Raw genomic sequence first — 25,838 nt, forward strand, 5'->3', positions numbered from 1 at the left:
AATATAGTGCATAATTTGGTCAGCCGATATTTGCCCACACACACCTAACTAGCTGATAATGCGAAATACTTAATTTGCACTATTATGCACATCCGGGGTTTACCTCGGTCACGTGACGCACTAAAATGCAACCAACTTAGATCTCAAGGGGAGAGTGAGATGTCCAAGGTCATCGATTTCCAGACCGACCCTTCCAGGTACCGTCATTGGCGCGTCGAGTATGATGGCGACGTCGCAAACCTGTTCATGGATGTGGACGAGAATGGCGGGCTGTTCGACGGCTACCAGCTCAAGCTGAACTCCTACGACCTCGGTGTCGACATCGAGCTGGCCGATGTGGTCCAGCGGATGCGCTTCGAGCACCCGGAAGTGAAGGTCGTAGTCATGCAATCCGGCAAGGACAAGGTGTTCTGCGCAGGCGCGAACATCCGCATGCTGGGTGGCGCGAGCCACGCTCACAAGGTGAACTTCTGCAAGTTCACCAACGAGACGCGCAACACCTTCGAGGCCGCCGAGGCAGACTCGGGCCAGAAGTACATCGCGGCCGTGAAAGGTGCATGCGCTGGCGGCGGCTACGAACTGGCGCTCGCCTGCAACTACATCATGCTGACCAACGACAGCAGCTCCTCCGTAGCGCTGCCCGAGGTTCCGCTGCTGGCGGTTCTGCCCGGCACCGGCGGCCTGACCCGCGTGACCGACAAGCGCAAGGTGCGCCGCGACCGTGCTGACGTCTTCTGCTCGATCGAGGAAGGCATCCGGGGCGAGCGCGCCAAGGAATGGCGTCTGGTCGACGAGGTTGTCGCGAACTCCAAGTTCGATGACACCGTCAAGGAGCGCGCCAGGGAATTCGCGGGGGCCTCGTCCAAGGCGGATGGCCTGACGGGTATCGAGCTGAAGCCGCTGAACCGCAAGATCGGCGAAGATGGCTCAGTCACCTACACGCTGGTCGAGGTCACCGTGGACCGGGACAGCGGCAAAGCGACGATCCTGGTCAAGGGCCCCGAGGGTGCCGCGCCGGCCGATGCCGCCGCGCTGCAGGCCGAGGGCTGCGAGACCTACATGCTGCGCCTCGCACGTGAGCTGGACGATGCAATCCTGCACCTGCGTCTCAACGAGCGCGAAATCGGCCTCGTGGTGTTCACCACGCAGGGCGACGCCGAGCTGGTCCAGGCACATGAGAAGCTGCTGCTCGACAATGCTGACAACTGGCTGTCGAACGAGATCCTCAAGTACTGGAAGCGCGTGCTCAAGCGCGTCGACCTGACCTCGCGCAGCATGGTTGCGCTGGTCGAGCACGGGTCGTGCTACACCGGCATGCTGGCAGAGATCCTCTGGGCCGTCGACCGCACCTACATGATGCTGGACGAGTTCGAGGGCGACAACCGGCCGATGGCGGCGATCACCCTGACCGACAGCAACTTCGGCACCTACCCGATGAGCAACGACCTGACCCGCCTCGAAACCCGTTTCCTGGGCGAGCCGGAAGCCGTTGCCGCGCTGAAGGACAAGATCGGTGAAGCGATCGAGGCTGACGAGGCCGACGAGCTGGGTCTCGTGACCTACATCCTCGACGACATCGACTGGGAAGACGAGGTTCGGATCTTCATGGAAGAGCGCGCAAGCTTCTCGCCGGACGCGATGACCGGGATGGAAGCCAACCTTCGCTTTGCCGGGCCCGAGACGATGGAAACCCGCATCTTCGGTCGCCTGACCGCATGGCAGAACTGGATTTTCCAGCGTCCGAACGCGGTGGGCAAGGATGGCGCACTGCAGCGCTACGGCACCGGCCAGCGCGGCGAATACAACATGGAACGCGTGTAACGGACTGCGGCAAGGCTCGACGGAGCCTTGCCGGAAATCTTTGAAGATTTTTGGCTCCGGAAGGAGAGGAGGATACGATGCTCGACCTGATCAACGTAAGTTACGATACGCAGATCCCCAACAACGTGGGCCTGTCGTCGGACAAGAAAGTGCTGAAGGCGCTGGAGAAATGGCACCCCGGTTACATCAACTGGTGGAACGACCTGATCCCGCAGAACTTCCAGGAATCGATGGTCTACCTGCGGACGGCCGTGTCCGTGGACCCCAAGGGCTGGGCCAAGTTCGACTACGTGAAGATGCCGGAATACCGCTGGGGCGTGCTGCTCGCGCCGCAGGTGGAAGACCGCAAGATCCCCTGTGGCGAGCACTATGGCGAACCCGCATGGCAGGAAGTGCCGGGCGAGTACCGCAACATGCTCAAGCGCCTGATCGTGATCCAGGGCGACACCGAGCCGGGTTCCGTCGAACAGCAGAAGTTCCTCGGCCTGACCGCGCCCTCGCTCTATGACATGCGGAACCTGTTCCAGGTGAACGTCGAGGAAGGCCGCCACCTCTGGGCGATGGTCTACCTGCTGCAGAAGTACTTTGGCCGCGACGGCCGTGAAGAGGCCAACGAACTGCTGGTCCGTTCGTCCGGTTCGGACGAGGCGCCGCGAATGCTGGGTGCGTTCAACGAAGAGACGCCGGACTGGCTGTCGTTCTTCATGTTCACCTACTTCACCGACCGCGACGGCAAGATGCAGCTGGAATCGCTGGCACAGTCGGGCTTTGACCCGCTGTCGCGCACCTGTCGCTTCATGCTGACCGAGGAAGCCCACCACATGTTCGTGGGCGAAACCGGGGTGGGCCGCACGATCCAGGCGACCCTGGACGCGATGAACAAGGCGGGTATCACCGACCCGTATGACATCAACAAGATCCGTGACCTCGGCGTCATCGACCTGCCGACCATCCAGAAGAAGCTGAACCTTCACTACACGCTCAGCCTCGACCTGTTCGGTCAGGAAGTCTCGACCAACGCGGCCAACGCGTTCAACTCGGGCATCAAGGGCCGGTACATGGAGAACCGGATCGACGACGATCACAAGCTGACCGATGCGACCTACAAGGTCTGCACCATCAAGGACGGCAAGATCGTCACCGAGGACGCCCCGGCGCTGACCGCGATCAACATGCGCCTGCGCGACGACTATGTCCGCGACGCGGCCGGTGGTGTTGGCCGCTGGAACAAGATCATCGAGAAGGCGGGTGTCGAGTTCGAACTCAAGCTGCCGCACGAGGGCTTCCACCGCCAGATCGGCGTGTTCTCCTCGGTGGCCGTGGACCCGGATGGCGCCATCATGAGCTCGGACGAATGGGCCAAGCGCAAGGACGAATGGCTGCCGACCAAAGCCGACGGCGATTTCATCCAGTCGCTGATGAAGCCCTGCTACGAGCCGGGCAAGTACGCCAGCTGGATCTCGCCGCCGAAGGTCGGGATCGACAACAAGCCGGGCGACTTCGAGTACGTCAAACTGCACATGGCCTGAGCCTCACGGCTCAGCCCTCACCCCGCGCCCGAGTCAAGCCAGGAGGGGCCAGCGTTGCCCCTCCGCATCGCCAGACCCCGTTGTGTGACAAGCCATATTTGTCGCCCAGCGGGAATCGGGTACTCTGCCCAGAAGTCCGGTCACGGCATGGCAGAGACACCCGTTCAGGCCGAACTTGCTCGTATCGGAGTCACGTCATGGATATCGTTCGTTCCAAACCCGTCACCCCCCATACCGTGCGCCTCGCGGGCACGCTGGACGGTTTGCAGGGCCCTTGCGTGGGCTGCACGGACTGCACCGGACTCTGCGCGGAATTGATCGACGCTCTGGTCATCCCGGAGGTCATTCTTTCCAGGAAACGCGAGTCTCAATGAACAAGCCGCTCAAGCAGCACCTGATCGACCCCGAAATCTGCATTCGTTGCTACACCTGCGAGATGACTTGCCCGGTGCAGGCCATCGTGCACGACGACAACAACGTGGTGGTCGATGCCAGCAAGTGCAATTTCTGCATGGACTGCATCCCGGTCTGCCCGACCGGCTCCATCGACGAATGGCGCGTGGTGAACGAGCCCTACTCGGTCGAAGAGCAGTTCGAATGGATGGAACTCCCCGAGCAGGAGGAGATCGAGGCCGGTGACGCCGACGCGGACGCCGATGCACTCGACGACGCCATGGCGGCCCTGCTGGCCGAGGCCCACAAGGGGGCCGGTGGCAAGGCCAAGGCCCCAGCGACCGCATCCAAGCCGACGGTGAACATGTACAACCTCGGCAAGCCGGCCGAGGCCAAGGTACAGGGCAACTACCGCCTGACCGATCCCGAGAGCGACAGCGACGTTCGTCACATCATCCTCGATTTCGGGAGCCTGCCGTTCCCGGTGCTCGAAGGGCAGTCCATCGGGATCATCCCGCCGGGCACCGACGACAAGGGCAACCAGCACCTGCCGCGTCTCTATTCGGTGTCGAGCCCGCGCGATGGCGAGCGGCCCGGCTACAAGAACGTGTCTCTGACCGTGAAGCGCGAAGAGAAGGGTCTGTGCTCCAACTACGTCTGCGACCTCGAGAAGGGCGACACCGTCAAGGTGACCGGTCCCTTCGGCGCGACCTTCCTGCTGCCCTCGGACCCCGAGGCGCACCTGATGATGATCTGCACCGGCACCGGCTCGGCGCCGTTCCGTGGCTTTACCATGCGGCGCCAGCGCGAGACGCCTTCGGTCAAGGACTCGCTGACGCTGGTCTTCGGCGCGCGTCGGCAGGGCGAGCTGCCCTATTTCGGCCCGCTCAAGAAGGTGCCGGACAGCTTCATGAAGAAACACTTTGCCTTCTCGCGCGAGACCGACCAGCCCAAGCACTACGTGCAGGACAAACTGCGCGAGCAGGCCGAGGACGTGGCCCGGCTGCTGCGCGATCCCAAGGGGCACATCTACATCTGTGGCCTGAAGGCGATGGAACAGGGTGTCGAGGAGGCGCTGTCGGATATCGCGCGCGCCAAGGGTCTGGTCTGGACCGAGATCCGGGATGCCATGCGCGAGGACGGGCGTTACCACGTGGAGACCTACTGATGCGAGACGCGGCCGTCGCCTTCGAGCACGAGATCCGGGTTGGCTGGGGCGATTGCGACCCGGCCAAGATTGCCTACACCGGGCGACTGCCGGTCTTTGCCATCGAATCCATCGACGCCTGGTGGGAGCATGTGCTGGGCGGCGATGGCTGGTACCAGCTCGAGATGGACCGCGGTTTCGGTACGCCCTTCGTCAGCATGTCGATGGATTTTCGTTCGCCCGTGACGCCGCGCCACCGCCTGTTGTGCGAAGTCTGGCCGACGCGGCTGGGCACCAAGTCCATCTCGTTCCGGGTGCTGGGCCGGCAGGGCGGGGTCCTCTGTTTCGAGGGCAATTTCACCTGTGTTTTCAGCGTCGCAGGCAAGGTCGAGACGCGGGAACCGCCGCGCGATATCCGCGAGATCGTCGAGCCGCTGATCCGCTCGTAATACTGCTCGTTGCCGCGAAACCGATTGCCTGAAATGGCCTGCCATCGTAGGTTGTGCATTATTTTACATACGCGGCACGAGGCATGAGCGAGATCACCAATTTCAAGGGCGAAACGGCACCGGTCCAGGTCGAGGGCGACCCGGACCGCATGGTTGCGGCCTTGATCCAGCGCGTCGGTGAACGGGTGCGCCGCGCCCGCGAGCGCAAGGGGATTCCGCGCCGCGTGCTCTCCGAGATCTCCGGCGTATCGCCCCGCTACCTCGCCCAGCTCGAAGCTGGCGAGGGCAATATCTCCATCGGGCTCTTGCAACGGGTCGCGATCGCGCTCGACCACCGCATCGAATGGCTGATGGGCGAGGATGACCCCTGGACCTCGGATGCGAGTCGCGTGGCCGATCTCTACCGCACGGCAAGCCGTGAGGTGCAGCAATCCGTCTTGCAGACGCTGACGCCGGAACCTCTCGAGGCGGCACGCGGGCATCGCATCTGCCTGATCGGTCTGCGCGGTGCGGGCAAGTCCACTCTCGGCGCTGTCGCAGGCAAGGCGCTGGGCGTGCCCTTCGTCGAGTTGAACCGCGAGATCGAGGCACATTCCGGAATGCCGGTCGACGAGGTGCTCGCGCTCTACGGTCAGGAGGGCTACCGCAGCCTCGAGGCGCAGGCGGTGAACCGGGTCATCGCCACGTATGACTCGGTGGTCCTGGCCGTCGCGGGCGGTATCGTGGTCGAACCTGACACCTACAACACGCTGCTCGGTCACTTTCACACCATCTGGCTGCGGACCTCGCCTGACGAACACATGTCGCGGGTGCGGGCGCAGGGCGACGAGCGGCCCATGGCCGGGAACCCCGAGGCGATGGAACAGCTCAAGTCGATCCTGACCAGTCGCGAGTCGCTCTATGCCCGGGCCGAGGCCCAGCTCGATACCTCGGGCAAGCCGGTCGAGACGTCGGGCGCCCAGCTGGCCGATCTCATCCGCGCGCGGGGTTTTCTGGGGTAAGCCTCAGAGCGGCTCCCGCAGCCAGCCGTCTTCAAAGGTGACATTGCCGACACCGGCAAGCCGCGCAACGCGGGTCAGTTCGGCCTCGAGCCGGGCAGTGCGCGCGGCCGACCACCGCACGCCGCGCTCCGGCCACAGAGCTGTCACCCGCAGGACATCCTCGTCGCGGTGGGCCTTCATGTCGATGCGTCCGACGATGCGGTCGCCCTCCAGCAAGGGGAAGACATAGTAGCCGTACCTGCGTTTGGGTTCGGGAACGAAGATCTCGATGCGGTAGTGAAAACCGAACAGCCGCTCGGCCCGGCTTCGGTCGCGCAGAGCGGGATCGAAGGGGCTCAGCACCCGCATCCTTGCGGTCGGAGGGGCCAGGGCTTCTGCCTCCTCAAGAATGTCGGGGCGCGCAAGCAACGTGCGCGGCTTGCCGTCCTCGCAGCCGATGGTCAGGGGGATCAGCGCGCCGGTCTCAAGCTGCACCGCGCACCATTCCTTCGCCTCCTGCGGGGTCACGGTGGCCCAGAACGCCGCGATTTCGCCCGAGGTGGCGAACCCCAGCCGGTCCATCGCGGCATTGCACAGCCAGTCCACGGTCTCTTCCGGCTCCGGGCGGGCATGGTCGGCGCGCAGATGTTCCTCGATCACGCGCTCGGTCAGATCATAGCGTTTCTGGAACCCCTCCCGGCCCACCACGGTCAGCGCGCCGCTGCGCCAGAGGTATTCCAGCGCGGTCTTGGAGGGGTGCCATTCCCACCAGCCCCCGTTCGAGCGCTTCTCGTCCGTGCCGACCTCTGACGAGCTGACTGGCCCGTGGTCGCGCACATGGCGCAGGACGGGATCGAACTGGTCATGGAACGCGTCGCCCTGCCAGCTTACCCAGCGGTCCTTGAGCTGCGCGGCGTCACGTTCGAAGCGGAGATGCCAATGCGGGTAGAAGGTCATCGGGATGACCGAGGCATCATGGGTCCAATGCTCGAACAGCGCCCTGTCCTTCTCGTAGAGGCGCTTGAGGTTTTTGCTGCGATAGGCGGGACGGCGGGCAAAGAGGATCAGGTCGTGCGCCCGCGCCACGGTGTTGATACTGTCCAGCTGGACGAACCCCAGCCGCTCGATCAGCGCGGCAAGGTCATCGCCCTTGCCCGGCCCGCCGGGCGTCTCGCCCAGCGCGTGCCGATGCAGGAAGACCCGGCGCGCGGCGCGGTTGTCGAGGCTGGCAACGGTCATGCGCTACCACCGTTTCAGCGTGTCGCCGTAGCTGATCTTGGGGGTCAGGGTGATCTTGCTCTCGATCTCGGCAGTGGGGTCGGCCAGTCGCGCCGAGATGATCTCGGCCGCCTTGCGCCCGATCTCGAGCCTGCAGGCGTCCATGGTTGCAAGCTGTCGCGGCAGCCCCTGCAAAAGCTCGACTCCGTTGAACCCGGCAAGGCCGATCTGGCCCGGCACGTCGATCCCCTGGTCCAGCAGGTAGAGCAACCCGCCTGCGCCGATCATGTCGTTGGAATAGTACAGGAAATCGAGATCAGGAGAGCGCTTCAGCATCGCCTCGGTCATCTCGCGACCCTTGGCGAGCGCGGAGCCGCCGCTGTAGAACTCGCGGTCTTCGATCTCGACCCCGGCCTTGGCCAGCACCTCGGTAAAGCCCTCGAACCGTTTCCGGGCGCGGTGGTCGAGCGGCATCTTGGTGCCGAGGAACCCTATATGCCGATATCCAGCCTTCAGGATCGCCGCCGCCATCTCGCGGCCTGCGCGGCGATGCGAGATCCCCACCACCGCATCCACAGGTTTTCCATCGGTATCCATGATTTCGACCACGGGGATCCCGGCAGCCTGCAGCATGGCCTTCGACGCCTCGGAATGTTCGAGACCCGCGATGATCACGCCCGACGGGCGCCATGACAGCATCTCGTAGAGAACGCGCTCTTCCTTCTCGGGCTGGTAGTCGGTGACGCCGACCACGGGCTGCAGTTCGGTATCCTCCAGCACCTCGTTGATGCCCGAGAGAACCTCGGGAAACACCATGTTCTTCAGCGAGGGAATGATCACCGCGACAAGGTTGACCCGGCTGGAAGCCAGCGCTCCGGCGATCTTGTTCGGAACATATCCCAGCTCCTTCGCCGCAGCGAGCACCCGCTCGCGCGTCGAGTCGCTTACGTCGCCCCGGTTCCGCAGCACCCGGCTGACCGTCATTTCCGAAACCCCCGACGCCTCGGACACATCGCGGAGAGTGAGGGGGCGTTTGGTATCTGTCGACACGGGCAAAACTTTCCTGAACGAGCTGCGTTGACGTTAGCGCAATCCCGCGAGACTGTTCAACAACCTGTTCGTTTCGTGCCCAAAGGCGGTGACAAGCCCGCCGATGACAGGTAAGAGCAGGCCCGGCGGTCCCGTGGCTCAACTGGATAGAGCAGCCCCCTCCTAAGGGGCAGGTTACAGGTTCGAATCCTGTCGGGATCACCACTTTCCCGTGGTTTTCCGTGTTCTAAGCCTACCCCAGTTCCATCGTGGCAATTGCCTGCAGTGTCTCGTTAGGCGTCGGGGCCGGGCCACGGTACATGCGGGCGGTGGCGAAGGTTTCGGTGAAACCGATGTCGCGCAGGATGCCGTCAAAGCGGGTATTGCTGTCGGGAACATCGATTATTGCCACGACCTGACCCAGGGCAGCGGCGGCGCTCACGGCGAGGGGCAGGGCTTGTTCCGGGGTCGGGGCGATCACCGGTCCGATCTTGCACCCTGCGCGGCAGAGGCGGGCGGTTGCCCAGCCGACGATGCCGTCCGACGTTTCAAGCAGAACGGTCTTTCGTGTTTCCGATGGAGCGATCCATGCCGAGAGGAAGGCGGGCCGGTCGATCCCGTTGGCTGCCCTGTCGAGCCGTTCGATGGCGGCGATATCTTCCGGGGTGGCGAGGCGCGATGGGCCCGAAGCGGGTGGCAGTTTGCCCTGCAAGCGGCGGGTGCTGCCCGCGCGCACGAAGCCGGAGCGGGCGTAGTTCGCCTGTTGGGCCGCCACGCCGTCAAGCCCGACGGTCCGGTTGCCGGCATGGGCAAGCGCGTGCTGCCAGAGCGCAAACCCGATGCCCTTGCCGCGCCAGTCGGGGCGGCAGAGGTAGAGCCCGAGGAAAGCGTAGTGATCCGAGTGGTTGACCACCGAGATGGCGGCAACTGGCGCGCCGTCCACCTCGGCGACGAAGAAGCCGCCGGGGTCGGCGGTATGGAAGGCGGCGGGATCGTCGAGGCCCGGGTTCCACCCTTCCTCATCCGCCCAGTCGAGCATCAAAGCGACCTCTCCCGCGGTTGCGGTGCGGCAGGTGGCGGCACTCATCGCCCGAGCGCCTCGCGCAGGGATTGCGGCGGGGCAACCACGTGGCGCAGGTCGAGCGAGGCGACGAGGTCGAGCAGGTGGCTCTTCATGAGATCCTCGGCAAGGGGGCCGTCGCGACGGGCAAAGGCGTCGATCAGCGCGTGATGGGCCTGACTTTCGCACATGGCGGCGCGACGGCGCCAGTAAAGCGCGATGATGAGCGACGAGCGCGAGATCAGTTCCGAGATGAAGTCCTCGATCGTCTTCTGGTCCGCGATGCGGGCGATCTGGATGTGGAATTGCCCCGAGAGGAACAGGGCCCGGCCCGTCTCGCCCGCGTGGAGTGCGTCGTGCTCGTCGGCAATATGGTTGCGCAGGGTTGCCAGCGACTCCTCGGTGATGCGTTCCGCCGCGGATCTCGCTGTGCGCGGCTCAAGCAGCGAACGCGCCTCGAAGACTTCGCGCGCCTCCTGCACCGTGGGCTGGGCGACATAGGCACCCCGGTTGCGTTTCAGTTCGACCAGCCGCCGGTGCGAAAGAGCCTGCAGCGCGGCCCGCACCAGGGTCCGGCTGATCCCGTAGGCTTCACCCAGTTCATCCTCGCCCAGCTTGGTTCCGGGAGGCAGGCGGTGTTCGTGGATCGCGCGCTCGAGATCCGCGGCCACGGTCTCACTCGTCCAGATCCGGGGGTCGATACTTGTCATGGCCTCGAAAGTACTGGTGTCGGTTACGTCCTGTTTGGCCGAATCGCCGTGGTGGACACAAGCCAGTCTGGCGGATCTCGATCATCGACATAATTGTATACAATAATGTGCGTAATTTTCCACACATCGAATACAAGCCTGCACAAAAATCGGACAATGTGCTGCTTCCGCCATTCCGCCCTCACGAAACCATTGCCCGGCAGAGCGCGGGCTGACGCAGGCTCTCCCTGACCGCGGACATGGAGGGCACATGCGCACGGGTTACGATCTGGAACTGGTTCACCTGACCAAACGCTATGGCGAGACCGTGGCCGTGCGCGACCTGAACCATGTCTTTGCGCCGGGGAGCTACGTCTGCTTTCTGGGCCCCTCGGGCTGTGGCAAATCCTCGACCCTGCGCATGATCGCGGGGCATGAGGAGGTCAGCGAGGGGTCGATCCTGCTCGACGGGCTGGATGTCTCGCACCTCGCGCCCGCGCAGCGTGGCACGGCGATGATGTTCCAGAACTATGCGCTGTTCCCCCATCTTTCGGTGCGTGACAACGTCGCTTTCTCGCTGCGGATGAAGGGCGTGGAAAAGGCCACACGGCATGCACGGGCGAACGACCTTCTGGAACTCGTCGACATGGTCCACCTAGCGGATCGTCTGCCGGCCCAGCTCTCGGGCGGGCAGCAGCAACGGGTGGCCCTTGCGCGTGCGCTGGTGACCGAACCCAAGGTGCTGCTGCTGGACGAACCACTGTCGGCCCTCGACCCGTTCCTGCGTATCCGGATGCGCAGTGAGCTGAAGCGGCTGCAGCGTGAGCTTGGCATAACCTTCATCCACGTGACCCACGGCCAGGACGAGGCGCTCGCGCTGGCGGACGAGATCGTTGTGATGAACAACGCGGTGATCGAACAGGCCGGTCCTGCGCGCGAGGTCTGGGCCCTGCCGCGCACCGAATTCGTGGCGCGTTTCATCGGCGGGCACAACGTGATCGCCCTGCCAGGCGGCAAGGTCACGGTGCGCGCGGACGCAGTCCGCCTCGTACCCGAGGGCCTCGCGGCGACAGTTACCGCCGTCGAGTACCAGGGCGCATCGGTCGCGGTCACGACTCGGACCGAGAGCGGGGACGAGGTGCTCGCCCTGCTGCCCGAGGACCAGTTCTTCCTCGCACCGAAATCCCCCGGCGAGGCCGTACAGCTGAACTGGGACGAAGGGCGGCTCCACCGCCTCGAGGCCTGAAGCGGCCCAACACAAGACCATCATAACCAACACACTGACAGAGAGGACAAGACAATGGCAAAACCCAAGGTCGGCTATTCCCGCCGCAGCCTGCTGAAGGCGGGCGGCGCAGCCGTTGCCGCCACTGCGTTTCCCGCCCCGATGCTTTGGGCGCAGGACACCAAGAACATCGTGCTGCGCCAGTTCGGCACCGGCGTGTCGAACCTGAACGACGTCGCCAACAAGGTGAAGGAAGACCTCGGCTTCACGCTCGAGATGACCGCGCTCGATTCCGACAGCGTCACCCAGCGCGCCGCGACCCAGCCCGACAGCTTCGACATCGCCGATATCGAGTACTGGATCTGCAAGAAGGTCTGGCCCACCGGCAACCTGCAGGCGATGGATACCTCCAAGATCGCCAACTACGACAAGATCGTCGGCATCTTCCGCTCCGGCAAGCTGACCCCCGAGAGCGTGATCGCGCAGGGCACAGCGCCGCATACCGTGGGCTTCGTCGACGGCCCCGGCGGCACCAGCTTTGCCGACAGTGAAACCGGCTGGATGACCCTGATCCCGACGATCTACAACGCCGACACGCTCGGCATCCGCCCCGACCTGATCGGCCGCCCGATCGAGTCGTGGACCGAGCTGCTGAACCCCGAGTTCAAGGGCAAGGCCTCGATCCTCGACATTTCCTCGATCGGCATCATGGACATGGCCATGGTCTGCGAGGCGATGGGCGAGGTCGCCTATGCCGACAAGGGCAACATGACCCGCGAGGAGATCGACAAGACCATCGCGATCTTCACCGAGGCCAAGAAGGCCGGCCAGTTCCGCGCCTTCTGGAAGACCTTCGACGAGAGCGTCAACCTGATGGCGAGCGGCGAGGTGGTGATCCAGTCGATGTGGTCGCCCGCCATCACAGCGGTCAAGTCGCGCGGCATCGAATGCGTCTACCAGCCGCTGAAAGAGGGCTATCGCTCCTGGGGCGGCGGCATCGGGCTGTCGAGCTCGCTCTCCGGCATGGAGCTGGACGCGGCCTATGAGTACATCAACTGGTACCTCTCCGGCTGGGTCGGCGGCTACCTGATGCGCCAGGGCTATTACTCCGCCGTTCCCGAGACCTCCAAGGAGTTCATGACCGAGAACGAGTGGGGTTACTGGTTCGAGGGCAAGGAAGCCACCGACGTGATCACGAGCCCCACCGGCGACAAGCTGGCCGCGGCCGGCGACGTGCGAGACGGCGGGTCGTTCTACGAGCGTATGGGCCACGTGGCCTGCTGGAACGCGGTGATGGACGAGAACCAGTACATGGTTCGCAAGTGGAACGAGTTCATCGCGGCATGACAATGGTCGCGGGCATCTGCCCGCGACAGGCCGGGGGGCAGCTGCCCCCCGGACCCCCTGCGAGTATTTCCGAAGAAAAGATGAACAAGAGCCGAGGGACGAGGGCGTACCGATGACAAGGAACCGACATCTGCTGGGCTGGCTCGAGGCCGCGCCACTGGCGGTGATCCTGCTGGGTTTCCTGATTGCCCCGATCGTGATGATCGTGATCGTCAGCTTCTGGGGCGCGACCGAGTTCTCGATCTACCCGGACTTCCAGTTCGAGAACTACGCTTTCCTCTTCAGTTCCCCGGTTACCTACAAGGTCTTCGGCGCGACCTTCAAATACGCCTTCATCACCTGGGCCTTCACCCTCTCCATCGGGTTCACGGTGGCCTATTTCCTTGCCTTCCACATCCGCAGCCAGACCGTGCAGATCGCGCTGTTCCTCGTCTGCACCATCCCGTTCTGGACCTCGAACATCATCCGGATGATCAGCTGGATTCCCTTTCTGGGCCGCAACGGGATCGCCAACCAGACGCTGATCTCCTGGGGGGTGATCGACGAGCCGCTCGAATGGCTGCTCTATTCCGATTTCTCGGTGATCCTTGCCTTCGTGCATCTTTACACGCTGTTCATGGTGGTCCCGATCTTCAACACGATGATGCGCATCGACAAGTCGCTGCTGGAGGCTGCGCGGGACAACGGGGCGTCGGGGCTCCAGACGCTGCTGCACGTGATCCTGCCGCTGACCAAGCCGGGGATCATGATCGGCACCATCTTCGTCGTCACCCTCGTGATGGGAGACTTCATCACGGTGCGCTTCATGTCGGGCTCGCAACGGGCCAACGTGGGGCGGCTGATCTCGAACGACATCGGGTTGCTGCAGTACCCCTCCGCTTCGGCGACTGCGGTGGTGCTGCTCTGCACCGTGCTGATCATGATCGCGATCCTGCTGCGCTTCGTGAACATCCGGAAGGAGCTCTGATCTGATGGAACGACGCCCCCGCAGCTTTTACGTGCTGGCCGCCTTCTTCGGCCTCTTCGTCCTGTTCCTTTACGGGCCGATCCTGACCATCGGCATCCTCAGCTTTCAGGGGCCGGGGGGCGGGCTGACCTTCCCGATGAACGGGGTCTCGACCTACTGGTTCCGCGACCTGTTCCAGGAGCAGGCCGTCGGCGACATCTGGGGCGCGTTCCGGCGCAGTTTCGGACTGGGGCTGATGGTGATGATCACCACCGTGGTGATCTCGGTCATGGCGGGTCTGGCCTTTCGCAAGAAATTCCGCGGGTCGGGTATCCTGTTCTATGCCGCCATCACCTCCCTGGTTATCCCGTCGATCCTGATCTCGCTGGGGGTTGGCCTGATCTTCAACCAGCTGGGACTGAAGGTGCACTGGGCGACCAGCGGTTTCGGCGCGCAACTGACCTGGACGCTGCCCTTTGGCCTCTTGATCATGTTCGCCGTCTTCAACCGCTTCGACAAGAGTTACGAGGAGGCCGCCCGCGACCAGGGCGCGACCGCCTGGCAGACCATCCGGCACGTCGTGCTGCCGATCATCGCGCCCTCGCTGATCGGGGTGGCCCTGTTCGGCTTCACCCTCAGCTACGACGAGTTTGCGCGAACCCTGCTGACGGCAGGCAGCTACAACACGCTGCCGCTCGAGATCTTCGGGATGACCACCAATGTGACAACACCGGTGATCTACGCGCTGGGCACGCTGACGACGATCTTTTCCTTCGGGATCATCGCCGCCTTCCTGCTCGCGGTCTGGATCATGGGCAAGCGCAGGGCGCGTCTCGGGTCCGATGCGGGCAGGGGCGTATGACCCGCATCCTCTACATCAACCCGAACGCCACCGAAGGGATGACCGACGCGATTGTCACCACCGCCCGAGCGGCGCTGCCGGGGGTCGAGGTCGCAGGGGTGACGAACCGCGACGGCCCGCCCGCCATCGAGGGCGCGGAGGACGGCGAGGCGGCGGTTCCCGGCGTTCTGGCGCGGGTGCGCGACGCGCGGGCGGATGCCATCGTGATCGCCTGTTTCGACGATACGGGGCTGGCCGAAGCGCGTGCGGCGGCGCCTTGCCCGGTGCTGGGGATCGGGCAGGCATCCTACGTCATGTCGGGGCTGTTGGGGCTGCGGTTCTCGGTCGTCACCTCGGTTGCCGCCGCGATCCCGGTCATCCGCGGCAACATCGACCGCAACGGGTTCTCCGGCGCCTGTGCGTCGGTGCGGGCCAGCGGCCTGGGAGTACTGGCCATCGACGAGGGCAGCGAGGCGACCCGTGTGCAGCTTGCCGACGCCTTCCTGCGGGCACGGGACGAGGATGGTGCGGAGGCGGTGGTGCTCGGCTGCGCGGGGATGACGGGCTTGCGCGACGATCTCGCGGCGCGCACCGGGATCACCCTGATCGACGGGGTTGCGGCATCGGCCCATCTGGCGCTGGCGGCGGCGCGCTACGGGGGCGCAGCGTCGTGAGCCTGCCGGGTCACGGGCGCTACGACTATGTCCCGATCACGCGGCGTGCGCCGCTGGACTGGCCGGGCGGCAAGCGCCTCGCCGTCTACTTCGGCCTGAACCTCGAACACTTTGCCTTTGGCGAGGGCCTCGGCGCCGAACTGGCGCCCGGGGGTCCGCAGCCGGATATCCTGAACTACGCCTGGCGCGACTACGGCAACCGCGTCGGGGCGTGGCGGATGATCGAGCTGTTCGATGCGCTGGACCTGCCCGCCACGGTGCTGGCCAACAGCGCCATGTACGACTACGCGCCCGAGTTGATGACCGCGTTTCGGGCGCGGGGTGACGAGGTCGCCGGTCACGGGCGCACCAATTCGGAACGCCAGAGCGTGATGGAGGAAGCGGCGGAGCGGGTCATGATCGCGGAAGCGACCGAGGTCATTGCCAGTGCCGAGGCGCGTCCGCCGGAGGGTTGGCTCAGCCCCTGGATCGCCGAGAGCCCGGTCACTCCGGACCTGCTGGTCGAAGCGGGATATCGCTACACGCTGAACTGGTGCATGGACGACCAGCCGGTATGGATGACCACCCGCGCCGGGCGCTTGCTGTCGATCCCATACCCGCAGGAGCTGAACGACATTCCCGCGATCATGGCGCGCAAGGTCGGAGCGGCCGAGTTCGCGGACATGATCATCGACAATTTCGACGAGATGCTCGAGCAATCCGCTGGGCAGGCGCTTGTCATGGGCGTGGCGCTGCATCCCTACATCGTCGGTCAGCCATTCCGTCTGCGTCAGCTGCGGCGCGCCCTCAAGCATATCGCGGATCAGCGCGACCGGGTCTGGATCTGCCACGCGGGCGAGTTCGCGCGCTACTGTGCCGACCGGCTCTAGGCCGGTCGCGGGAACACGCGCCCGTCGAACAGCTTGCGCGCCGTTCTGAGGCTTCCGGCCCGGCGCACGGCACCGCTCGCGTCGCGTTCAAGTAGGACGTCGACCGCGCCGGTTGGATGCTCGATGGCAAAGGTTTCACCCCGAGGCAGCGTCGCGATCTCTGCCGCCGGCGAGCCGGGCAGAGTGCAGGCCGTCGCCACGCTGACGGCAGCAAAGACGCCGATGGTCGCGTGGCAGCGGTGCGGGATGAAGCTGCGGGTCGAGAGCACACCGCCCGCGCGCGGGGCCGAGACCAGCGTCATCTTGGGAACCGATTTCTCGCGAACGTCGCCCAGCCTCATCATGGGCCCGGCCTGCAGCCGGATCGCTTCCAGCCTTGCCTTGAGTTTGGTGTCTGCATCCAGCGCATCGCGGTTCTCGTAACCGGTCACGCCGAGGTCTTCCGCCCGGAGGATCACGCAGGGCATTCCGTTGTCGATCAGCGTGCACTGCACCCCGTCGATGACATCGCGCACCTTGCCGGTCGGCAGTAGCGAGCCGCACATTGACCCGGCCAGCCCTTCGAAGAAAAGCGGCACGGCTGCGTGGTGGCCGGGAACACCGTCGATCTGCGCAGTGCCCGCATAGCTGACCCGGCTGCCCGGCGTCTGCACCCGCGCCACGGCGATCTCGCCGGTGTTGCGCATGTGGATGCGCACGGTGGTCTCCTCGCCGGTGATCGCGACCAGCCCGCGTTCGATGGCGGCTGGGCCGACCCCGGCCAGGATATTGCCGCAACCCTGCGCGTCAGAGACCAGTGGCTTGTCGACGAAGACCTGAAGGAACAGGTAGTCGACGTCGGCATCCGGCCGGCTCGGTTCGGAGAGGACGGCGACCTTGGAGGTGAGCGGGTCGGCCCCGCCGATCCCGTCGATCTGCGCCGGGTCGGGCGAACCCATGATCCGCAGCAGCAGCGCATCGCGGAGGTTTGCATCGGCGGGCAGATCCGAGGCAAGGAAGTAAGCCCCCTTCGAGGTGCCGCCTCGCATCCAGAGACAGGATATGCCCTCGTCTTCGTATCGCGTCATCATTGTCCTCCTCCCCCGGCAACGGGATCAGATGTACTTCAGGCCCTTCTCGGCCAGTCGTGGGCGCATATCGTAGATGTCGAGCCCCAGTTCCCCCGCTGCGAGGCGCTGGCGTTTGGCTTCCTCGGCGGCCAGCCGCGCCTCGGCCTTCTCCAGCACGGCGGCGGCCTCGTCCCGGCGAACCACGACGACCCCGTCGTCATCGGCGACAATGACATCCCCGGCCTCGATGGCCTGACCGGCGCAGACGATCGGCACGTTGACCGAGCCCAGCGTCTCCTTCACCGTTCCCTGCGCGCTGATCGCCTTGGACCAGACCGGGAAGCCCATGACGGTCAGGTCCTTCACGTCCCGCACCCCGGCGTCGATCACCAGCCCCCGACAGCCGCGCGCCATCGCCGACGTCGCCAACAGGTCGCCGAAATAGCCGTTGTCGCAGGGAGACGTGGGCGCGAGAACGAGGATGTCACCCTCGGCCAATTGCTCGATGGCGACGTGCAGCATCCAGTTGTCGCCCGGAGGGGCCGAGATAGTGACCGCCGAGCCCGCGATCTGCGCGCCGGTCCAGATCGGCCGCACATAGCTTTGCAGGCAACCCTTGCGCCCCTGCGCCTCGTGCACTGTTGCGACGCCCGCACGCCCCAGCGCGTCGATCACTGCGGCCTCGGCCCGTGCCACGTTCTGAACCACGACTGCCATATCAGTCCCTCTCCTGCATCTTCTCTTCTGAAATACTCGAATGCCCGGCCGCCACGGTCGCGGCCGCCCGCAGCGATCTTCAGCCCTTGGCCACCGGCGGCGTACCGTGGGTGTGGAAGGTCTCGATGGTCTTGAGCCCCCAGGCCTGGCCCTTCTTGCGGTCGGCTTCCGTCCAGCAGACCGGCTCCCAGTCGGGCGCCAGGATCAGCCGAGCACCGGCATTGGCCAGCTCCACGCGGTTGCCAGCAGGCTCCCAGACATAGAGGAAGAAGGTGCCCTGGATCGCGTGCTTGTGCGGCCCGGTCTCGATATGCACCCCGTTCTGCAGGAAGATATCCGCCGCGCGCAGGATGTCCTCGCGCTGGTCGGTGGCATATGTGACGTGGTGCAGCCGACCGTCGCCCCCGCCATGCTCCTCGGTGCAGGCAAGGTCGTAGGTCTTGTTGTTGACGGTGAACCAGCAGCCGCCGATCCGCCCGTTGTCGAGCTGGATGTACTCGGTCACGCGCGAGCCAAGGCAGATTTCCATGAACCGCCGGAATTCGCTCACGTCCGAGGACAGCAGGTTCAGGTGGTCGATCCGGCGCGGCGCGGCGCCGGAAAAGGCGCTGGCGGTGTTCTTCAGAGCGGCCTTCTCGGCCTCGTCCTGCGGCTCCCACCACCGGGTCTCGTAATAGATCTCGAAAACATGGCCGAAAGGGTCCTCGAAGCGGAAGGCGCGGCCATGACCGAGGTCTCCCTCGACCCAGCCGTGCACCTTGTAGCCCGAGGCCTCGATGACCTCGACCCGGCGTTCCAGCGCCTCGGGAGAGGCGGCGCGATAGCCGATGTGTCCAACACCGGTGGTGCTGGCGCGGGTCAGTTTCAGCGTGTGGAACTCGTAATCGTCCCAGGCCCGGAGGTAGGCCGAGGTTTCGTCCTCGGCAGACAGTTTGAGACCGTAGATGCGAGTGAAGAAATCCAGGCTCTCTTCGTATCTGTCGGTCAGCATCTCGACATGGCCAAGGTGGGCGAGGTCGAAACTGGGATTGGTGGGCCGGGTCATTCAGGTCTCCTCCGGGGTCGGGCCCGAGAGGCCCGACCTGTTCTTGGTGTTGGCCTGTCCGCTCAGGCAGCGTCCTTGCTGCGCATGGCGTCCACCGACCAGGGGCCGGGGCCCGCTGCGGCGAGGTACAGGAAGACAAAGCAGTAGAGTGCGGCCAGTTCGCCGCCGTTCAGCAGCGGGAAGAACCCCTGCGGTGCGTGAACCATGAAGTAGGCCACGGCCGTCATCCCGCTCAGGATGAAGGCGGACAGCCGCGACAGCAGGCCGATGGCCAGCAGGATGCCGAACACCAGCTCCAGGATGCCTGCGATGCCGGCCGGTGTGGACAGCGGCACGGCACTCATCTGGCTTGCCGGAAAATCGAGCACCTTGGTCGTGCCGTGCTGCAGCAGAAGCAGCGCCGACATGATCCGAAGGATTGACAGCAGTTGCGGTTGGAACGGAGCAAGAAAAGTCATGGCCAGGAACTCCCTTTGAATGGTCAGACACCTGAATCATGGCAGATTTTTCCGCTTCCCGCATCATTCACAGTTCATCAACAGTTCGCGGGAAGATCGATTCGAATCCTTCTGCGTACTTGCAGTCACGCCCGCCCGACATGCCGCCCGAATTGCGCTTGAAATGATTGGCGCGCTGCTGGGCGACGCGAGTGTAGTAGTCCCACAGGTGAACCTGACCGTTCATGTGCTCCATGGCGGCGCGCTTCTTGTCCCAGACCGGGGTGATGTCGAGGAAGGTATCGGGCTTCCAGCCCATCTGTTCCGTCTGATGCGGTTCGAAAAGGTAGAGCTGCGGCGCGCCTAGCACCTTTTGCCCCGGGTTGTGACCCCAGGCTTGTGCGATCATGCGCGCCTCGAGCGCCACCTGCGTCGTGTACATGTGGTCCGTGTTGTAGGGGTCGAATTTCGAGTGCGACAGCATGAAGGCGGGCTGCACCTCGCGGATCAGGTCGACCAGCCGGTACTTCTCGTCGGTGCCGAGCACGAGGGGGTAGTCGCCAAGGTCGAAACACTCAAGCCGCGCGACGCCCAGCGCATCGGCTGCGGCCTCGGCCTCGGCCCGGCGGATGGCCTTGACCTCGTCCAGAGACTTGCCTTCCTTCCACAGCCGTGCGCTCTCGCCGCGTTCGCCGAACGAGAGGCAGGCCACGGTGACGTCGTAACCCATCTCGGCATGCAGGGCGATTGCGCCGCCACAGCGCCAGACGAAGTCGGCGGCATGGGCACTGATGACCAGAGCGGTTTTCTTGTCGGACATGGCAGGTCTCCTCCCGGTGTTTGCCCTGCGCAATCTCACGGCGAGGCGGTCGGTGACAATTTCGAAACCCGTGTCCGGGCATAAGTTCTTGCTATTCCTCTCGCGGTTGACATAGCTGGGAAGAACGCAGGCCGGGGTGGGGATTGGAGCGCCGGATGGGTGTGATACAACAGTACGGCAGGCGGATCGCCCTGCCGCTTATTTGCGACGCGGCGGTCCTGCCGTCATGATCTCGCGCAACCTTCGTCATCTCAGGGTATTTCTCGCCGTCAGCGATCTCGGATCGCTGACTCTCGCCTCAGAACGTGTTCACGTTTCGCAGCCTGCGGTGACGCAGGCGCTGGGCAAGCTCGAGCGCGAGGCGGGCGGGCCGCTGTTCGACCGGACCCGGCAGGGTGTCTTCCCGACCGAACGCGGGCGGATCCTGGGGCAACGGGTGCGCCGCGCCCTTGGCCGGCTCGACCGCGCGCTGGAGGAATTGTCGGCGCGGCTGGTGGTGACAACATCGAGCGCACAGCTCTCCTCGCTGATTGCCGTGGCCGACGCCGAGAACTTCACCCTCGCCGCGCGCAGCCTCGGGCTGGCGCAGCCCACGGTGCACCGGGCGGTTACGCAGCTTGAAACCGAGGCCGGGCAATCGCTGTTCGAACGGCGGCCGCACGGGCTGGTCCCGACCCGTGCCGCCAGGGCGCTGGCGCAGGCGGCGCGGCTCGCCTTCTCCGAACTGGAACAGGCCGAGGCCGATCTTGCCGAACTCGACGGGCGCGAGGAGGGCCGGATCGTCGTGGGCGCGCTGCCGCTTTCGCGCTCGGTTCTCCTGCCCCAGGCGCTGGCGCGGTTCAGGGTCCAGCGACCGCGCCAACCGCTGCTGGTAATCGACGGGCTCTACAGTGACCTGCTGACCGGTCTCAGGCGCGGCGATATCGACGTGATGATCGGAGCACTGCGCGACCCGCTGCCGATTTCGGACGTGGTGCAGGAGCGGCTGTTCGACGACCGTCTCGCCGTTGTTGCCCGCCCCGGTCACCCGCTTGGCGGCGTGCGAAATCTCGCGCCGGCGGACCTAGCCGGGCGGGCCTGGGTGGTGCCGCGTGTCGGGACGCCCTCGCGCAAGCAGTTCGATGCCGTGTTCGAGGGCAGCCCGGAGAGCGTGATGGAGGCCGGGTCGATCCTCTTCATGCGCGAGTTCCTCGAGCGGGGCGATTTCCTCGGCTGCATCTCCGAGGCGCAGGCCGAAGCCGAGATCGCGCGCGGGCTTCTGATCCGGCTGGACGTGCGTGCCGACTGGCCCGCGCGGCCCATCGGTCTTACCCTGCGTGAAGGCTGGTTGCCGACGCAGGCCCAGAGCCTGTTGCTTGAACTGCTCCGCGACGAGGCGGCGCGCCGCCGCGTTCTATAGCCAGAACTTATTCCGATTCACCCTCTTTGAATTGGCCTGAAGACCCGGGACCGGGCGAATAAGAGCCGCGTTGGCCGGATCGCGTCCGGTCCGGAGATTTCGGGAGGATACCATGCGTTTCACCACCATCACCGCAGCGGCGCTTGCGCTCTGCGCGTCGGCCGCGCTGGCCGAGGATATGAAGTTCGCCAACTTCATGCCGCCGACCCATCCCTATGTCGCAGGTGCCTTCCAGCCCTTTGCCGACATGGTGGCCGAGAAGAGCGGCGGCGACCTGACCGTGACCCTCTACAACGGTGGCGAACTTGGGCCGGGTCCTGTCGAGCAGTACTCGCGCGTGGTCGACGGCGTGGCGGAGTTCGCCATCTCGCTGCCGGGCTACACCGCGTCGACCTTTCCGCTGACCCTGATCGCCGAACTGCCGGACGTGGTCGAAGAAGCCACCGGCACCCAGAATATCTGGGACCATATCGACCTGTTCCAGCCGGAATACCGCAGGGTGAAACTGGTGTCGCTCTGGTCCTCCGCCGAGAACGTGCTCTACATGCGCGACACTGCCGTCCGGTCGCCCGCCGACCTCGCGGGCAAGAAGATCCGCGTGCCCTCGCGCAACACCGGCAAGCTGGTCGAAGCATGGGGCGCGACCCCGGTGTCGATGCCGGTGACCGAGATCTACAACTCGATGCAGACCGGGGTGATCGACGGCGCCATGATCGACGCCACCGCGACCCGGGCGTTCAAGCTGGGCGAAGTCGCGCAGTACCTGACCCGCGGGTTCGAGACCACCAACTCGCCCTTCTTCATCGTGATGAACCATGACGCGTGGGAGAGCCTGTCGGACAAGGACAAGGCCGCCGTCGAGGATGCAGGCAAGGAAGCCTCGCTGCTGGGCAACAAGGTGCAGCTGACCGTTGCCGCCGACGGGATCGAGGCGTTCCGCGGCATGGACGGCAAGGAAGTGATCGACCTGACCGCCGAAGAGGCCGCGCCCTTCAACGAGGCGGCGCACAAGGTGACCGACGAGGTCGTGGCCGAGACCGGCGATGCCGCCAAGGCGATCGTCGAGGCGCTGGCCGACTGATGGACCGCCTGCAAGAAACGGCCTGGGCGAGGATGCTCGCCCAGGCAACCCTCGCGCTAACCTGGGTCGGTGCGATATGTCTCCTGGGCATGGTTCTCCTGATCTTCGTTGGTGTGTTGATGCGCTACGCGATCAACACACCGATCCTCGGCCTGAACGAGATCGTGCAGCTTGCCGCCGTGGCGCTGGTGATGACCGCGCTGCCCTACTGCACCGCCCGGGGCGAGCACGTGGGTGTCGATGTCTTCGACCGTGCGCTGGGCCGCTGGGGCCGGTTTGTCGGCGATGTAATCAGCCGGGTGCTGTCGGGCGGCGTGCTCTCGGTGCTGTGCCAGCGCGCCGGTGCCAAGGCGCTCGACGCGCTCGAGTGGGGCGACGCCACCAACATGCTGGGCCTGCCGCTGTGGCCGTTCTACGCGATCCTCGCCGCCGGGGCGGGCCTCTGCGTGCTCGTCTTTGCGGTGGAACTCGTCCTTATTCTGATCGGCAAGGGTGCTGAGTGATGACACCGACCGCCGCCGGCGTGACCGGCATTCTCTGCCTGTTCGTGCTGATGATCCTGCGCACCCCCGTGGCCTTTGCCATGCTGCTGGTGGGCTTCTTCGGCTACTGGGCGCTGGAAGGCTACCGCGCTGCCGGGGCAGTGCTGCTGACCGAGAGTTACTCGGCCGTCGCCAGCTACTCGCTGATCGTCGTGCCTATGTTCATCCTGCTGGGCAACATTTCCTCCGCTGCCGGGTACTCCCGCGGAATCTATGACGCGGCCTTTGCCTGGGTCGGTCGGCTCCGGGGCGGGCTGGCCTCGGCCTCGGTCCTCGGCTGCGCTGCCTTCTCCGCCGTCTCCGGCTCGTCCGTGGCAACCGCCGTCACCCTCGGCAAGGTCGCCCTCCCCGAGATGCGGCGGCTGGGGTACGCCGACAGCCTCGCCACCGGGGCCATCGCGGCGGGCGGCACGCTGGGCTTCCTGATCCCGCCCTCCACCGGCTTCGTCCTCTACGCGATCCTGACCGAGGAAAGCATCGGGCGGCTGTTCATGGCAGGCATCCTGCCGGGCCTCTTGCTGATGACTCTGTTCATGGCGGCGATCTGGCTGATCGCCACGCTGAACTCCGAGGCAGGGCCACGCGGCGAGCGGGTTGCCCTGTGGCAACGGTTCCGCGTTCTTGCCGAGGCCGCGCCGCTGATCGGGGTCATCGTGCTGTCAATCGGGGGCATCTACGTGGGTGTTTTTACCCCGGTCGAGGCTTCGGGCATCGGCGCGGGCCTTGTGCTGATCCTCGCGCTTGCACAGCGGCGGCTGACCTTCGAGATGCTGAAACTGGCGCTGCGTGACACGCTCCAGACCTCGGCCATGCTCTACATGATCGTGATCGGGGCGAACGTGCTGAACCCCTTCTTTGCGGTGACCCACATTCCGGCCACGCTGGGCGGGGGGCTGGGGGCACTAGGTCTCGGGGCCTATGGCACGCTCATCGTGATCCTGTTGGCATACGTGGTGCTCGGCATGTTCATGGACGGGCTGTCGATGCTGGTGATCACGATCCCTATCGTCTTTCCGGTGATCACGGGCTTCGGGTTCGATCCGATCTGGTTCGGCGTCGTCGCGGTGATCGTGATCGAGATGGGGATGATCACTCCGCCGGTCGGGCTGAACGTCTTCGTGGTGCGTGGCGTGGCCGATGGTGTTTCCCTGACCACGGTGTTCCGTGGCGTCTTCCCCTTCCTGCTCGCCATGATCGTCGGGCTGGCGCTGATCATCATCTTCCCGGCGATTGCCACGGCGATCCCGAACTCGATGTTCGACTGAGGGCGGCGCAGTCCCGCCTGGAACTAGCCGCTGGACACAAGACCATCGCGGCGGGCCGCCTGTAGCCTCCGGTCAGGGCCCGCCGCCGCGGGCCCGGCGAAGGAGGAGCGCGACGGGATGCAGCTGACACAGGAACACGAGGCGGTCCGGACGTCGGTCAGGAGCTGGGTCGAGGACAAGGTGAACCCCCATGCGGACGCATGGGAGGCGGCGGGCATCTACCCGGCACACGAGGTGATGAAGTCCTTTGGCGCCCTCGGGATGATCGGCGTCTCCAAGTCCGAGGACTGGGGCGGGCTGGGGCTCGACTTCTCCTATGCCGCCGTCGTGGCCGAGGCGCTGGGTGCAGCGCGTTCGGGCGGTGTCGCGCTGAGCCTTGGCGTTCAGACGGACATGTGCACACCGGCGCTGGAGAAACATGGCAGCGATGCGCTGCGAGAGGCGTTCCTGCGCCCGGCCATCGCGGGCGACATGGTTGGCTGTATCGGCGTGTCGGAACCCGGTAGCGGATCGGACGTCGCCTCGCTGAAGACGACGGCGCGCAAGGATGGCGGCGACTACGTCATCAACGGCGCCAAGATGTGGATCACCAACGGCACGCAGGCCGACTTCTGCTGTCTGCTGGCCAACACAGGGGACGGCCCGGCGCATCGCAACAAGTCGCTGATCGTAGTGCCGATGAAGACCAGGGGGGTCGAGGTCGCAAAGAAGATCGACAAGATCGGGATGCGTTCCTCGGACACTGCGCAGCTGTTCTTTGATGACGTCAGGGTGCCGCAGGGCAATCTGATCGGGCAGGAGAACATGGGCTTCGTCTACCAGATGGAGCAGTTCCAGTACGAACGCCTCTGGGGCGCGCTGAATACGGCGGCGGTGTTGCAGCGGGCCATAGACTGCACCATCGAGTATACACGCGAACGCAAGGCTTTCGGCCGCTCGATCCTCGACAATCAGTGGGTCCACTATCGTCTTGCCGAGATGCAGGCGCAGCTGGAGGCGTTGAACGCCCTGAACTGGCGTGGGGTCGAAATGGTGGTCGGCGGAGAGGATGCCACCCGGCTGGCGACGATGGCCAAGCTGATGGCGGGCCGCCTCTCGCGCGAGATCGCGGATGGCTGCCTGCAGTTCTGGGGCGGCATGGGCTACAGCGAAGAAAGCGAGATCTCGCGGATCTACCGCGATGTACGCCTGACCTCGATCGGCGGCGGTGCGGACGAGGTGATGCTCCGCATTCTCACCAAGTTCATGGGCATCGGGTCGGACTGA

At 65.0% G+C, this 25,838-nt stretch carries 26 protein-coding genes and 1 tRNA gene; 18 read left to right on the plus strand and 9 right to left on the minus strand.

Annotation, left to right across the window (positions count from 1 at the left end):
• The first annotated feature begins 159 nt into the window (after positions 1-159).
• From boxC to DDT93_RS09730, 6 genes are all read left to right on the plus strand, one after another.
• Entirely contained in the window at positions 160-1,821 is a 1,662-nt protein-coding gene (boxC, locus tag DDT93_RS09710) for a 2,3-epoxybenzoyl-CoA dihydrolase (RefSeq protein ID WP_109465591.1), read from the plus strand.
• 77 nt (positions 1,822-1,898) lie between these two features.
• On the plus strand, positions 1,899-3,350 hold the full coding sequence (gene boxB / locus DDT93_RS09715) for a benzoyl-CoA 2,3-epoxidase subunit BoxB (protein ID WP_109465592.1): 1,452 nt from the start codon (positions 1,899-1,901) through the stop codon (positions 3,348-3,350).
• Positions 3,351-3,547: 197 nt separating this feature from the next.
• Entirely contained in the window at positions 3,548-3,724 is a 177-nt protein-coding gene (locus DDT93_RS26725) for a hypothetical protein (protein WP_198654811.1), read from the plus strand.
• Positions 3,721-4,911 carry a benzoyl-CoA 2,3-epoxidase subunit BoxA gene (boxA, locus tag DDT93_RS09720; protein WP_109465593.1) on the plus strand — a complete coding sequence of 397 codons (1,191 nt, stop codon included), beginning with the start codon at positions 3,721-3,723 and terminating at the stop codon, positions 4,909-4,911. The genes DDT93_RS26725 and boxA overlap by 4 nt, the downstream gene beginning before the upstream one ends.
• Positions 4,911-5,339: an acyl-CoA thioesterase gene (locus DDT93_RS09725; protein ID WP_109465594.1), complete on the plus strand. Its 429-nt coding sequence runs from the start codon at positions 4,911-4,913 to the stop codon at positions 5,337-5,339. Before boxA ends, DDT93_RS09725 begins: the two co-directional genes overlap by 1 nt.
• An 83-nt stretch (positions 5,340-5,422) precedes the next feature.
• On the plus strand, positions 5,423-6,340 hold the full coding sequence (locus DDT93_RS09730; protein ID WP_109465595.1) for a helix-turn-helix transcriptional regulator: 918 nt from the start codon (positions 5,423-5,425) through the stop codon (positions 6,338-6,340).
• Between the two features lie 3 nt (positions 6,341-6,343).
• Here the strand turns inward: DDT93_RS09730 and DDT93_RS09735 are convergent, their stop codons facing one another.
• Both DDT93_RS09735 and DDT93_RS09740 read right to left on the minus strand, forming a co-directional pair.
• On the minus strand, positions 6,344-7,558 hold the full coding sequence (locus DDT93_RS09735; protein WP_109465596.1) for a winged helix-turn-helix domain-containing protein: 1,215 nt from the start codon (positions 7,556-7,558) through the stop codon (positions 6,344-6,346).
• A 3-nt stretch (positions 7,559-7,561) separates the two neighbouring features.
• Positions 7,562-8,587: a LacI family DNA-binding transcriptional regulator gene (locus DDT93_RS09740; protein ID WP_109465810.1), complete on the minus strand. Its 1,026-nt coding sequence runs from the start codon at positions 8,585-8,587 to the stop codon at positions 7,562-7,564.
• A 127-nt stretch (positions 8,588-8,714) separates the two neighbouring features.
• On the opposite strand from DDT93_RS09740, the gene DDT93_RS09745 reads away from it, so the two are divergent.
• Positions 8,715-8,791 (plus strand) — tRNA-Arg (locus DDT93_RS09745).
• Between the two features lie 28 nt (positions 8,792-8,819).
• Here DDT93_RS09745 and DDT93_RS09750 read toward each other — a convergent pair.
• Together DDT93_RS09750 and DDT93_RS09755 are read right to left on the minus strand one after the other, a co-directional pair.
• Positions 8,820-9,653: a GNAT family N-acetyltransferase gene (locus tag DDT93_RS09750; RefSeq protein WP_109465597.1), complete on the minus strand. Its 834-nt coding sequence runs from the start codon at positions 9,651-9,653 to the stop codon at positions 8,820-8,822.
• Entirely contained in the window at positions 9,650-10,336 is a 687-nt protein-coding gene (locus tag DDT93_RS09755) for a GntR family transcriptional regulator (protein WP_109465598.1), read from the minus strand. The genes DDT93_RS09750 and DDT93_RS09755 overlap by 4 nt, the downstream gene beginning before the upstream one ends.
• A gap of 250 nt (positions 10,337-10,586) precedes the next feature.
• Between DDT93_RS09755 and DDT93_RS09760 the strand changes: the two genes are divergently transcribed.
• The 6 genes from DDT93_RS09760 to DDT93_RS09785 all read left to right on the plus strand — a co-directional run bounded on the left by DDT93_RS09760 (position 10,587) and on the right by DDT93_RS09785 (position 16,217).
• Complete coding sequence (locus tag DDT93_RS09760) at positions 10,587-11,561, plus strand: ABC transporter ATP-binding protein (protein WP_109465599.1); 975 nt, start codon at positions 10,587-10,589, stop codon at positions 11,559-11,561.
• A 54-nt stretch (positions 11,562-11,615) separates the two neighbouring features.
• A complete protein-coding gene (locus tag DDT93_RS09765) occupies positions 11,616-12,887 on the plus strand; it encodes an ABC transporter substrate-binding protein (RefSeq protein ID WP_109465600.1) in 1,272 nt (423 codons plus the stop codon).
• 112 nt (positions 12,888-12,999) lie between these two features.
• Positions 13,000-13,854: an ABC transporter permease gene (locus tag DDT93_RS09770; RefSeq protein WP_109465601.1), complete on the plus strand. Its 855-nt coding sequence runs from the start codon at positions 13,000-13,002 to the stop codon at positions 13,852-13,854.
• A gap of 4 nt (positions 13,855-13,858) precedes the next feature.
• Positions 13,859-14,695 carry an ABC transporter permease gene (locus DDT93_RS09775; RefSeq protein WP_109465602.1) on the plus strand — a complete coding sequence of 279 codons (837 nt, stop codon included), beginning with the start codon at positions 13,859-13,861 and terminating at the stop codon, positions 14,693-14,695.
• Positions 14,692-15,348 (plus strand): aspartate/glutamate racemase family protein, encoded by a 657-nt coding sequence (locus tag DDT93_RS09780; protein WP_109465603.1) that lies wholly within the window; start codon positions 14,692-14,694, stop codon positions 15,346-15,348. Before DDT93_RS09775 ends, DDT93_RS09780 begins: the two co-directional genes overlap by 4 nt.
• Entirely contained in the window at positions 15,345-16,217 is an 873-nt protein-coding gene (locus DDT93_RS09785) for a polysaccharide deacetylase family protein (RefSeq protein WP_109465604.1), read from the plus strand. The genes DDT93_RS09780 and DDT93_RS09785 overlap by 4 nt, the downstream gene beginning before the upstream one ends.
• On the opposite strand, the gene DDT93_RS09790 is transcribed toward DDT93_RS09785, so the two are convergent.
• The 5 genes from DDT93_RS09790 to DDT93_RS09810 form a co-directional block, all read right to left on the minus strand.
• Positions 16,214-17,284: a 4-oxalomesaconate tautomerase gene (locus DDT93_RS09790; RefSeq protein WP_109465811.1), complete on the minus strand. Its 1,071-nt coding sequence runs from the start codon at positions 17,282-17,284 to the stop codon at positions 16,214-16,216. The genes DDT93_RS09785 and DDT93_RS09790 overlap by 4 nt on opposite strands.
• A 27-nt stretch (positions 17,285-17,311) precedes the next feature.
• On the minus strand, positions 17,312-17,983 hold the full coding sequence (locus DDT93_RS09795) for a 4-carboxy-4-hydroxy-2-oxoadipate aldolase/oxaloacetate decarboxylase (protein WP_109465605.1): 672 nt from the start codon (positions 17,981-17,983) through the stop codon (positions 17,312-17,314).
• 79 nt (positions 17,984-18,062) lie between these two features.
• Entirely contained in the window at positions 18,063-19,028 is a 966-nt protein-coding gene (locus tag DDT93_RS09800; protein WP_109465606.1) for a VOC family protein, read from the minus strand.
• A gap of 62 nt (positions 19,029-19,090) precedes the next feature.
• On the minus strand, positions 19,091-19,486 hold the full coding sequence (locus DDT93_RS09805) for a DoxX family protein (protein WP_109465607.1): 396 nt from the start codon (positions 19,484-19,486) through the stop codon (positions 19,091-19,093).
• Positions 19,487-19,553: 67 nt separating this feature from the next.
• Positions 19,554-20,285 carry a PIG-L deacetylase family protein gene (locus DDT93_RS09810; RefSeq protein ID WP_109465608.1) on the minus strand — a complete coding sequence of 244 codons (732 nt, stop codon included), beginning with the start codon at positions 20,283-20,285 and terminating at the stop codon, positions 19,554-19,556.
• 226 nt (positions 20,286-20,511) lie between these two features.
• Here DDT93_RS09810 and DDT93_RS09815 point away from each other — a divergent pair, with 226 nt between their 5' ends.
• The 5 genes from DDT93_RS09815 (at position 20,512) to DDT93_RS09835 (ending at position 25,838) form a co-directional block, all read left to right on the plus strand.
• On the plus strand, positions 20,512-21,684 hold the full coding sequence (locus tag DDT93_RS09815) for a LysR family transcriptional regulator (RefSeq protein ID WP_109465609.1): 1,173 nt from the start codon (positions 20,512-20,514) through the stop codon (positions 21,682-21,684).
• A 112-nt stretch (positions 21,685-21,796) separates the two neighbouring features.
• Positions 21,797-22,765 carry a TRAP transporter substrate-binding protein gene (locus DDT93_RS09820; protein WP_109465610.1) on the plus strand — a complete coding sequence of 323 codons (969 nt, stop codon included), beginning with the start codon at positions 21,797-21,799 and terminating at the stop codon, positions 22,763-22,765.
• Entirely contained in the window at positions 22,765-23,268 is a 504-nt protein-coding gene (locus DDT93_RS09825; protein WP_109465611.1) for a TRAP transporter small permease, read from the plus strand. The genes DDT93_RS09820 and DDT93_RS09825 overlap by 1 nt, the downstream gene beginning before the upstream one ends.
• Entirely contained in the window at positions 23,268-24,572 is a 1,305-nt protein-coding gene (locus tag DDT93_RS09830; protein ID WP_109465612.1) for a TRAP transporter large permease, read from the plus strand. The genes DDT93_RS09825 and DDT93_RS09830 overlap by 1 nt, the downstream gene beginning before the upstream one ends.
• A 117-nt stretch (positions 24,573-24,689) precedes the next feature.
• Positions 24,690-25,838 (plus strand): acyl-CoA dehydrogenase family protein, encoded by a 1,149-nt coding sequence (locus DDT93_RS09835; protein ID WP_109465613.1) that lies wholly within the window; start codon positions 24,690-24,692, stop codon positions 25,836-25,838.

Source organism: Albibacillus kandeliae (assembly GCF_003116585.1).
GTDB classification, from domain to species: domain Bacteria; phylum Pseudomonadota; class Alphaproteobacteria; order Rhodobacterales; family Rhodobacteraceae; genus Albibacillus; species Albibacillus kandeliae.

Bases quoted from the DNA above. Each gene is read 5' to 3' on its own strand.
- boxC (WP_109465591.1), top strand. From the start codon at position 160: ATGTCCAAGGTCATCGATTTCCAGACCGACCCTTCCAGGTACCGTCAT.
- boxB (WP_109465592.1), top strand. From the start codon at position 1,899: ATGCTCGACCTGATCAACGTAAGTTACGATACGCAGATCCCCAACAAC.
- DDT93_RS26725 (WP_198654811.1), top strand. From the start codon at position 3,548: ATGGATATCGTTCGTTCCAAACCCGTCACCCCCCATACCGTGCGCCTC.
- boxA (WP_109465593.1), top strand. From the start codon at position 3,721: ATGAACAAGCCGCTCAAGCAGCACCTGATCGACCCCGAAATCTGCATT.
- DDT93_RS09725 (WP_109465594.1), top strand. From the start codon at position 4,911: ATGCGAGACGCGGCCGTCGCCTTCGAGCACGAGATCCGGGTTGGCTGG.
- DDT93_RS09730 (WP_109465595.1), top strand. From the start codon at position 5,423: ATGAGCGAGATCACCAATTTCAAGGGCGAAACGGCACCGGTCCAGGTC.
- DDT93_RS09735 (WP_109465596.1), bottom strand. From the start codon at position 7,558: ATGACCGTTGCCAGCCTCGACAACCGCGCCGCGCGCCGGGTCTTCCTG.
- DDT93_RS09750 (WP_109465597.1), bottom strand. From the start codon at position 9,653: ATGAGTGCCGCCACCTGCCGCACCGCAACCGCGGGAGAGGTCGCTTTG.
- DDT93_RS09755 (WP_109465598.1), bottom strand. From the start codon at position 10,336: ATGACAAGTATCGACCCCCGGATCTGGACGAGTGAGACCGTGGCCGCG.
- DDT93_RS09760 (WP_109465599.1), top strand. From the start codon at position 10,587: ATGCGCACGGGTTACGATCTGGAACTGGTTCACCTGACCAAACGCTAT.
- DDT93_RS09765 (WP_109465600.1), top strand. From the start codon at position 11,616: ATGGCAAAACCCAAGGTCGGCTATTCCCGCCGCAGCCTGCTGAAGGCG.
- DDT93_RS09770 (WP_109465601.1), top strand. From the start codon at position 13,000: ATGACAAGGAACCGACATCTGCTGGGCTGGCTCGAGGCCGCGCCACTG.
- DDT93_RS09775 (WP_109465602.1), top strand. From the start codon at position 13,859: ATGGAACGACGCCCCCGCAGCTTTTACGTGCTGGCCGCCTTCTTCGGC.
- DDT93_RS09780 (WP_109465603.1), top strand. From the start codon at position 14,692: ATGACCCGCATCCTCTACATCAACCCGAACGCCACCGAAGGGATGACC.
- DDT93_RS09790 (WP_109465811.1), bottom strand. From the start codon at position 17,284: ATGACGCGATACGAAGACGAGGGCATATCCTGTCTCTGGATGCGAGGC.
- DDT93_RS09795 (WP_109465605.1), bottom strand. From the start codon at position 17,983: ATGGCAGTCGTGGTTCAGAACGTGGCACGGGCCGAGGCCGCAGTGATC.
- DDT93_RS09800 (WP_109465606.1), bottom strand. From the start codon at position 19,028: ATGACCCGGCCCACCAATCCCAGTTTCGACCTCGCCCACCTTGGCCAT.
- DDT93_RS09805 (WP_109465607.1), bottom strand. From the start codon at position 19,486: ATGACTTTTCTTGCTCCGTTCCAACCGCAACTGCTGTCAATCCTTCGG.
- DDT93_RS09810 (WP_109465608.1), bottom strand. From the start codon at position 20,285: ATGTCCGACAAGAAAACCGCTCTGGTCATCAGTGCCCATGCCGCCGAC.
- DDT93_RS09815 (WP_109465609.1), top strand. From the start codon at position 20,512: ATGATCTCGCGCAACCTTCGTCATCTCAGGGTATTTCTCGCCGTCAGC.
- DDT93_RS09820 (WP_109465610.1), top strand. From the start codon at position 21,797: ATGCGTTTCACCACCATCACCGCAGCGGCGCTTGCGCTCTGCGCGTCG.
- DDT93_RS09825 (WP_109465611.1), top strand. From the start codon at position 22,765: ATGGACCGCCTGCAAGAAACGGCCTGGGCGAGGATGCTCGCCCAGGCA.
- DDT93_RS09830 (WP_109465612.1), top strand. From the start codon at position 23,268: ATGACACCGACCGCCGCCGGCGTGACCGGCATTCTCTGCCTGTTCGTG.
- DDT93_RS09835 (WP_109465613.1), top strand. From the start codon at position 24,690: ATGCAGCTGACACAGGAACACGAGGCGGTCCGGACGTCGGTCAGGAGC.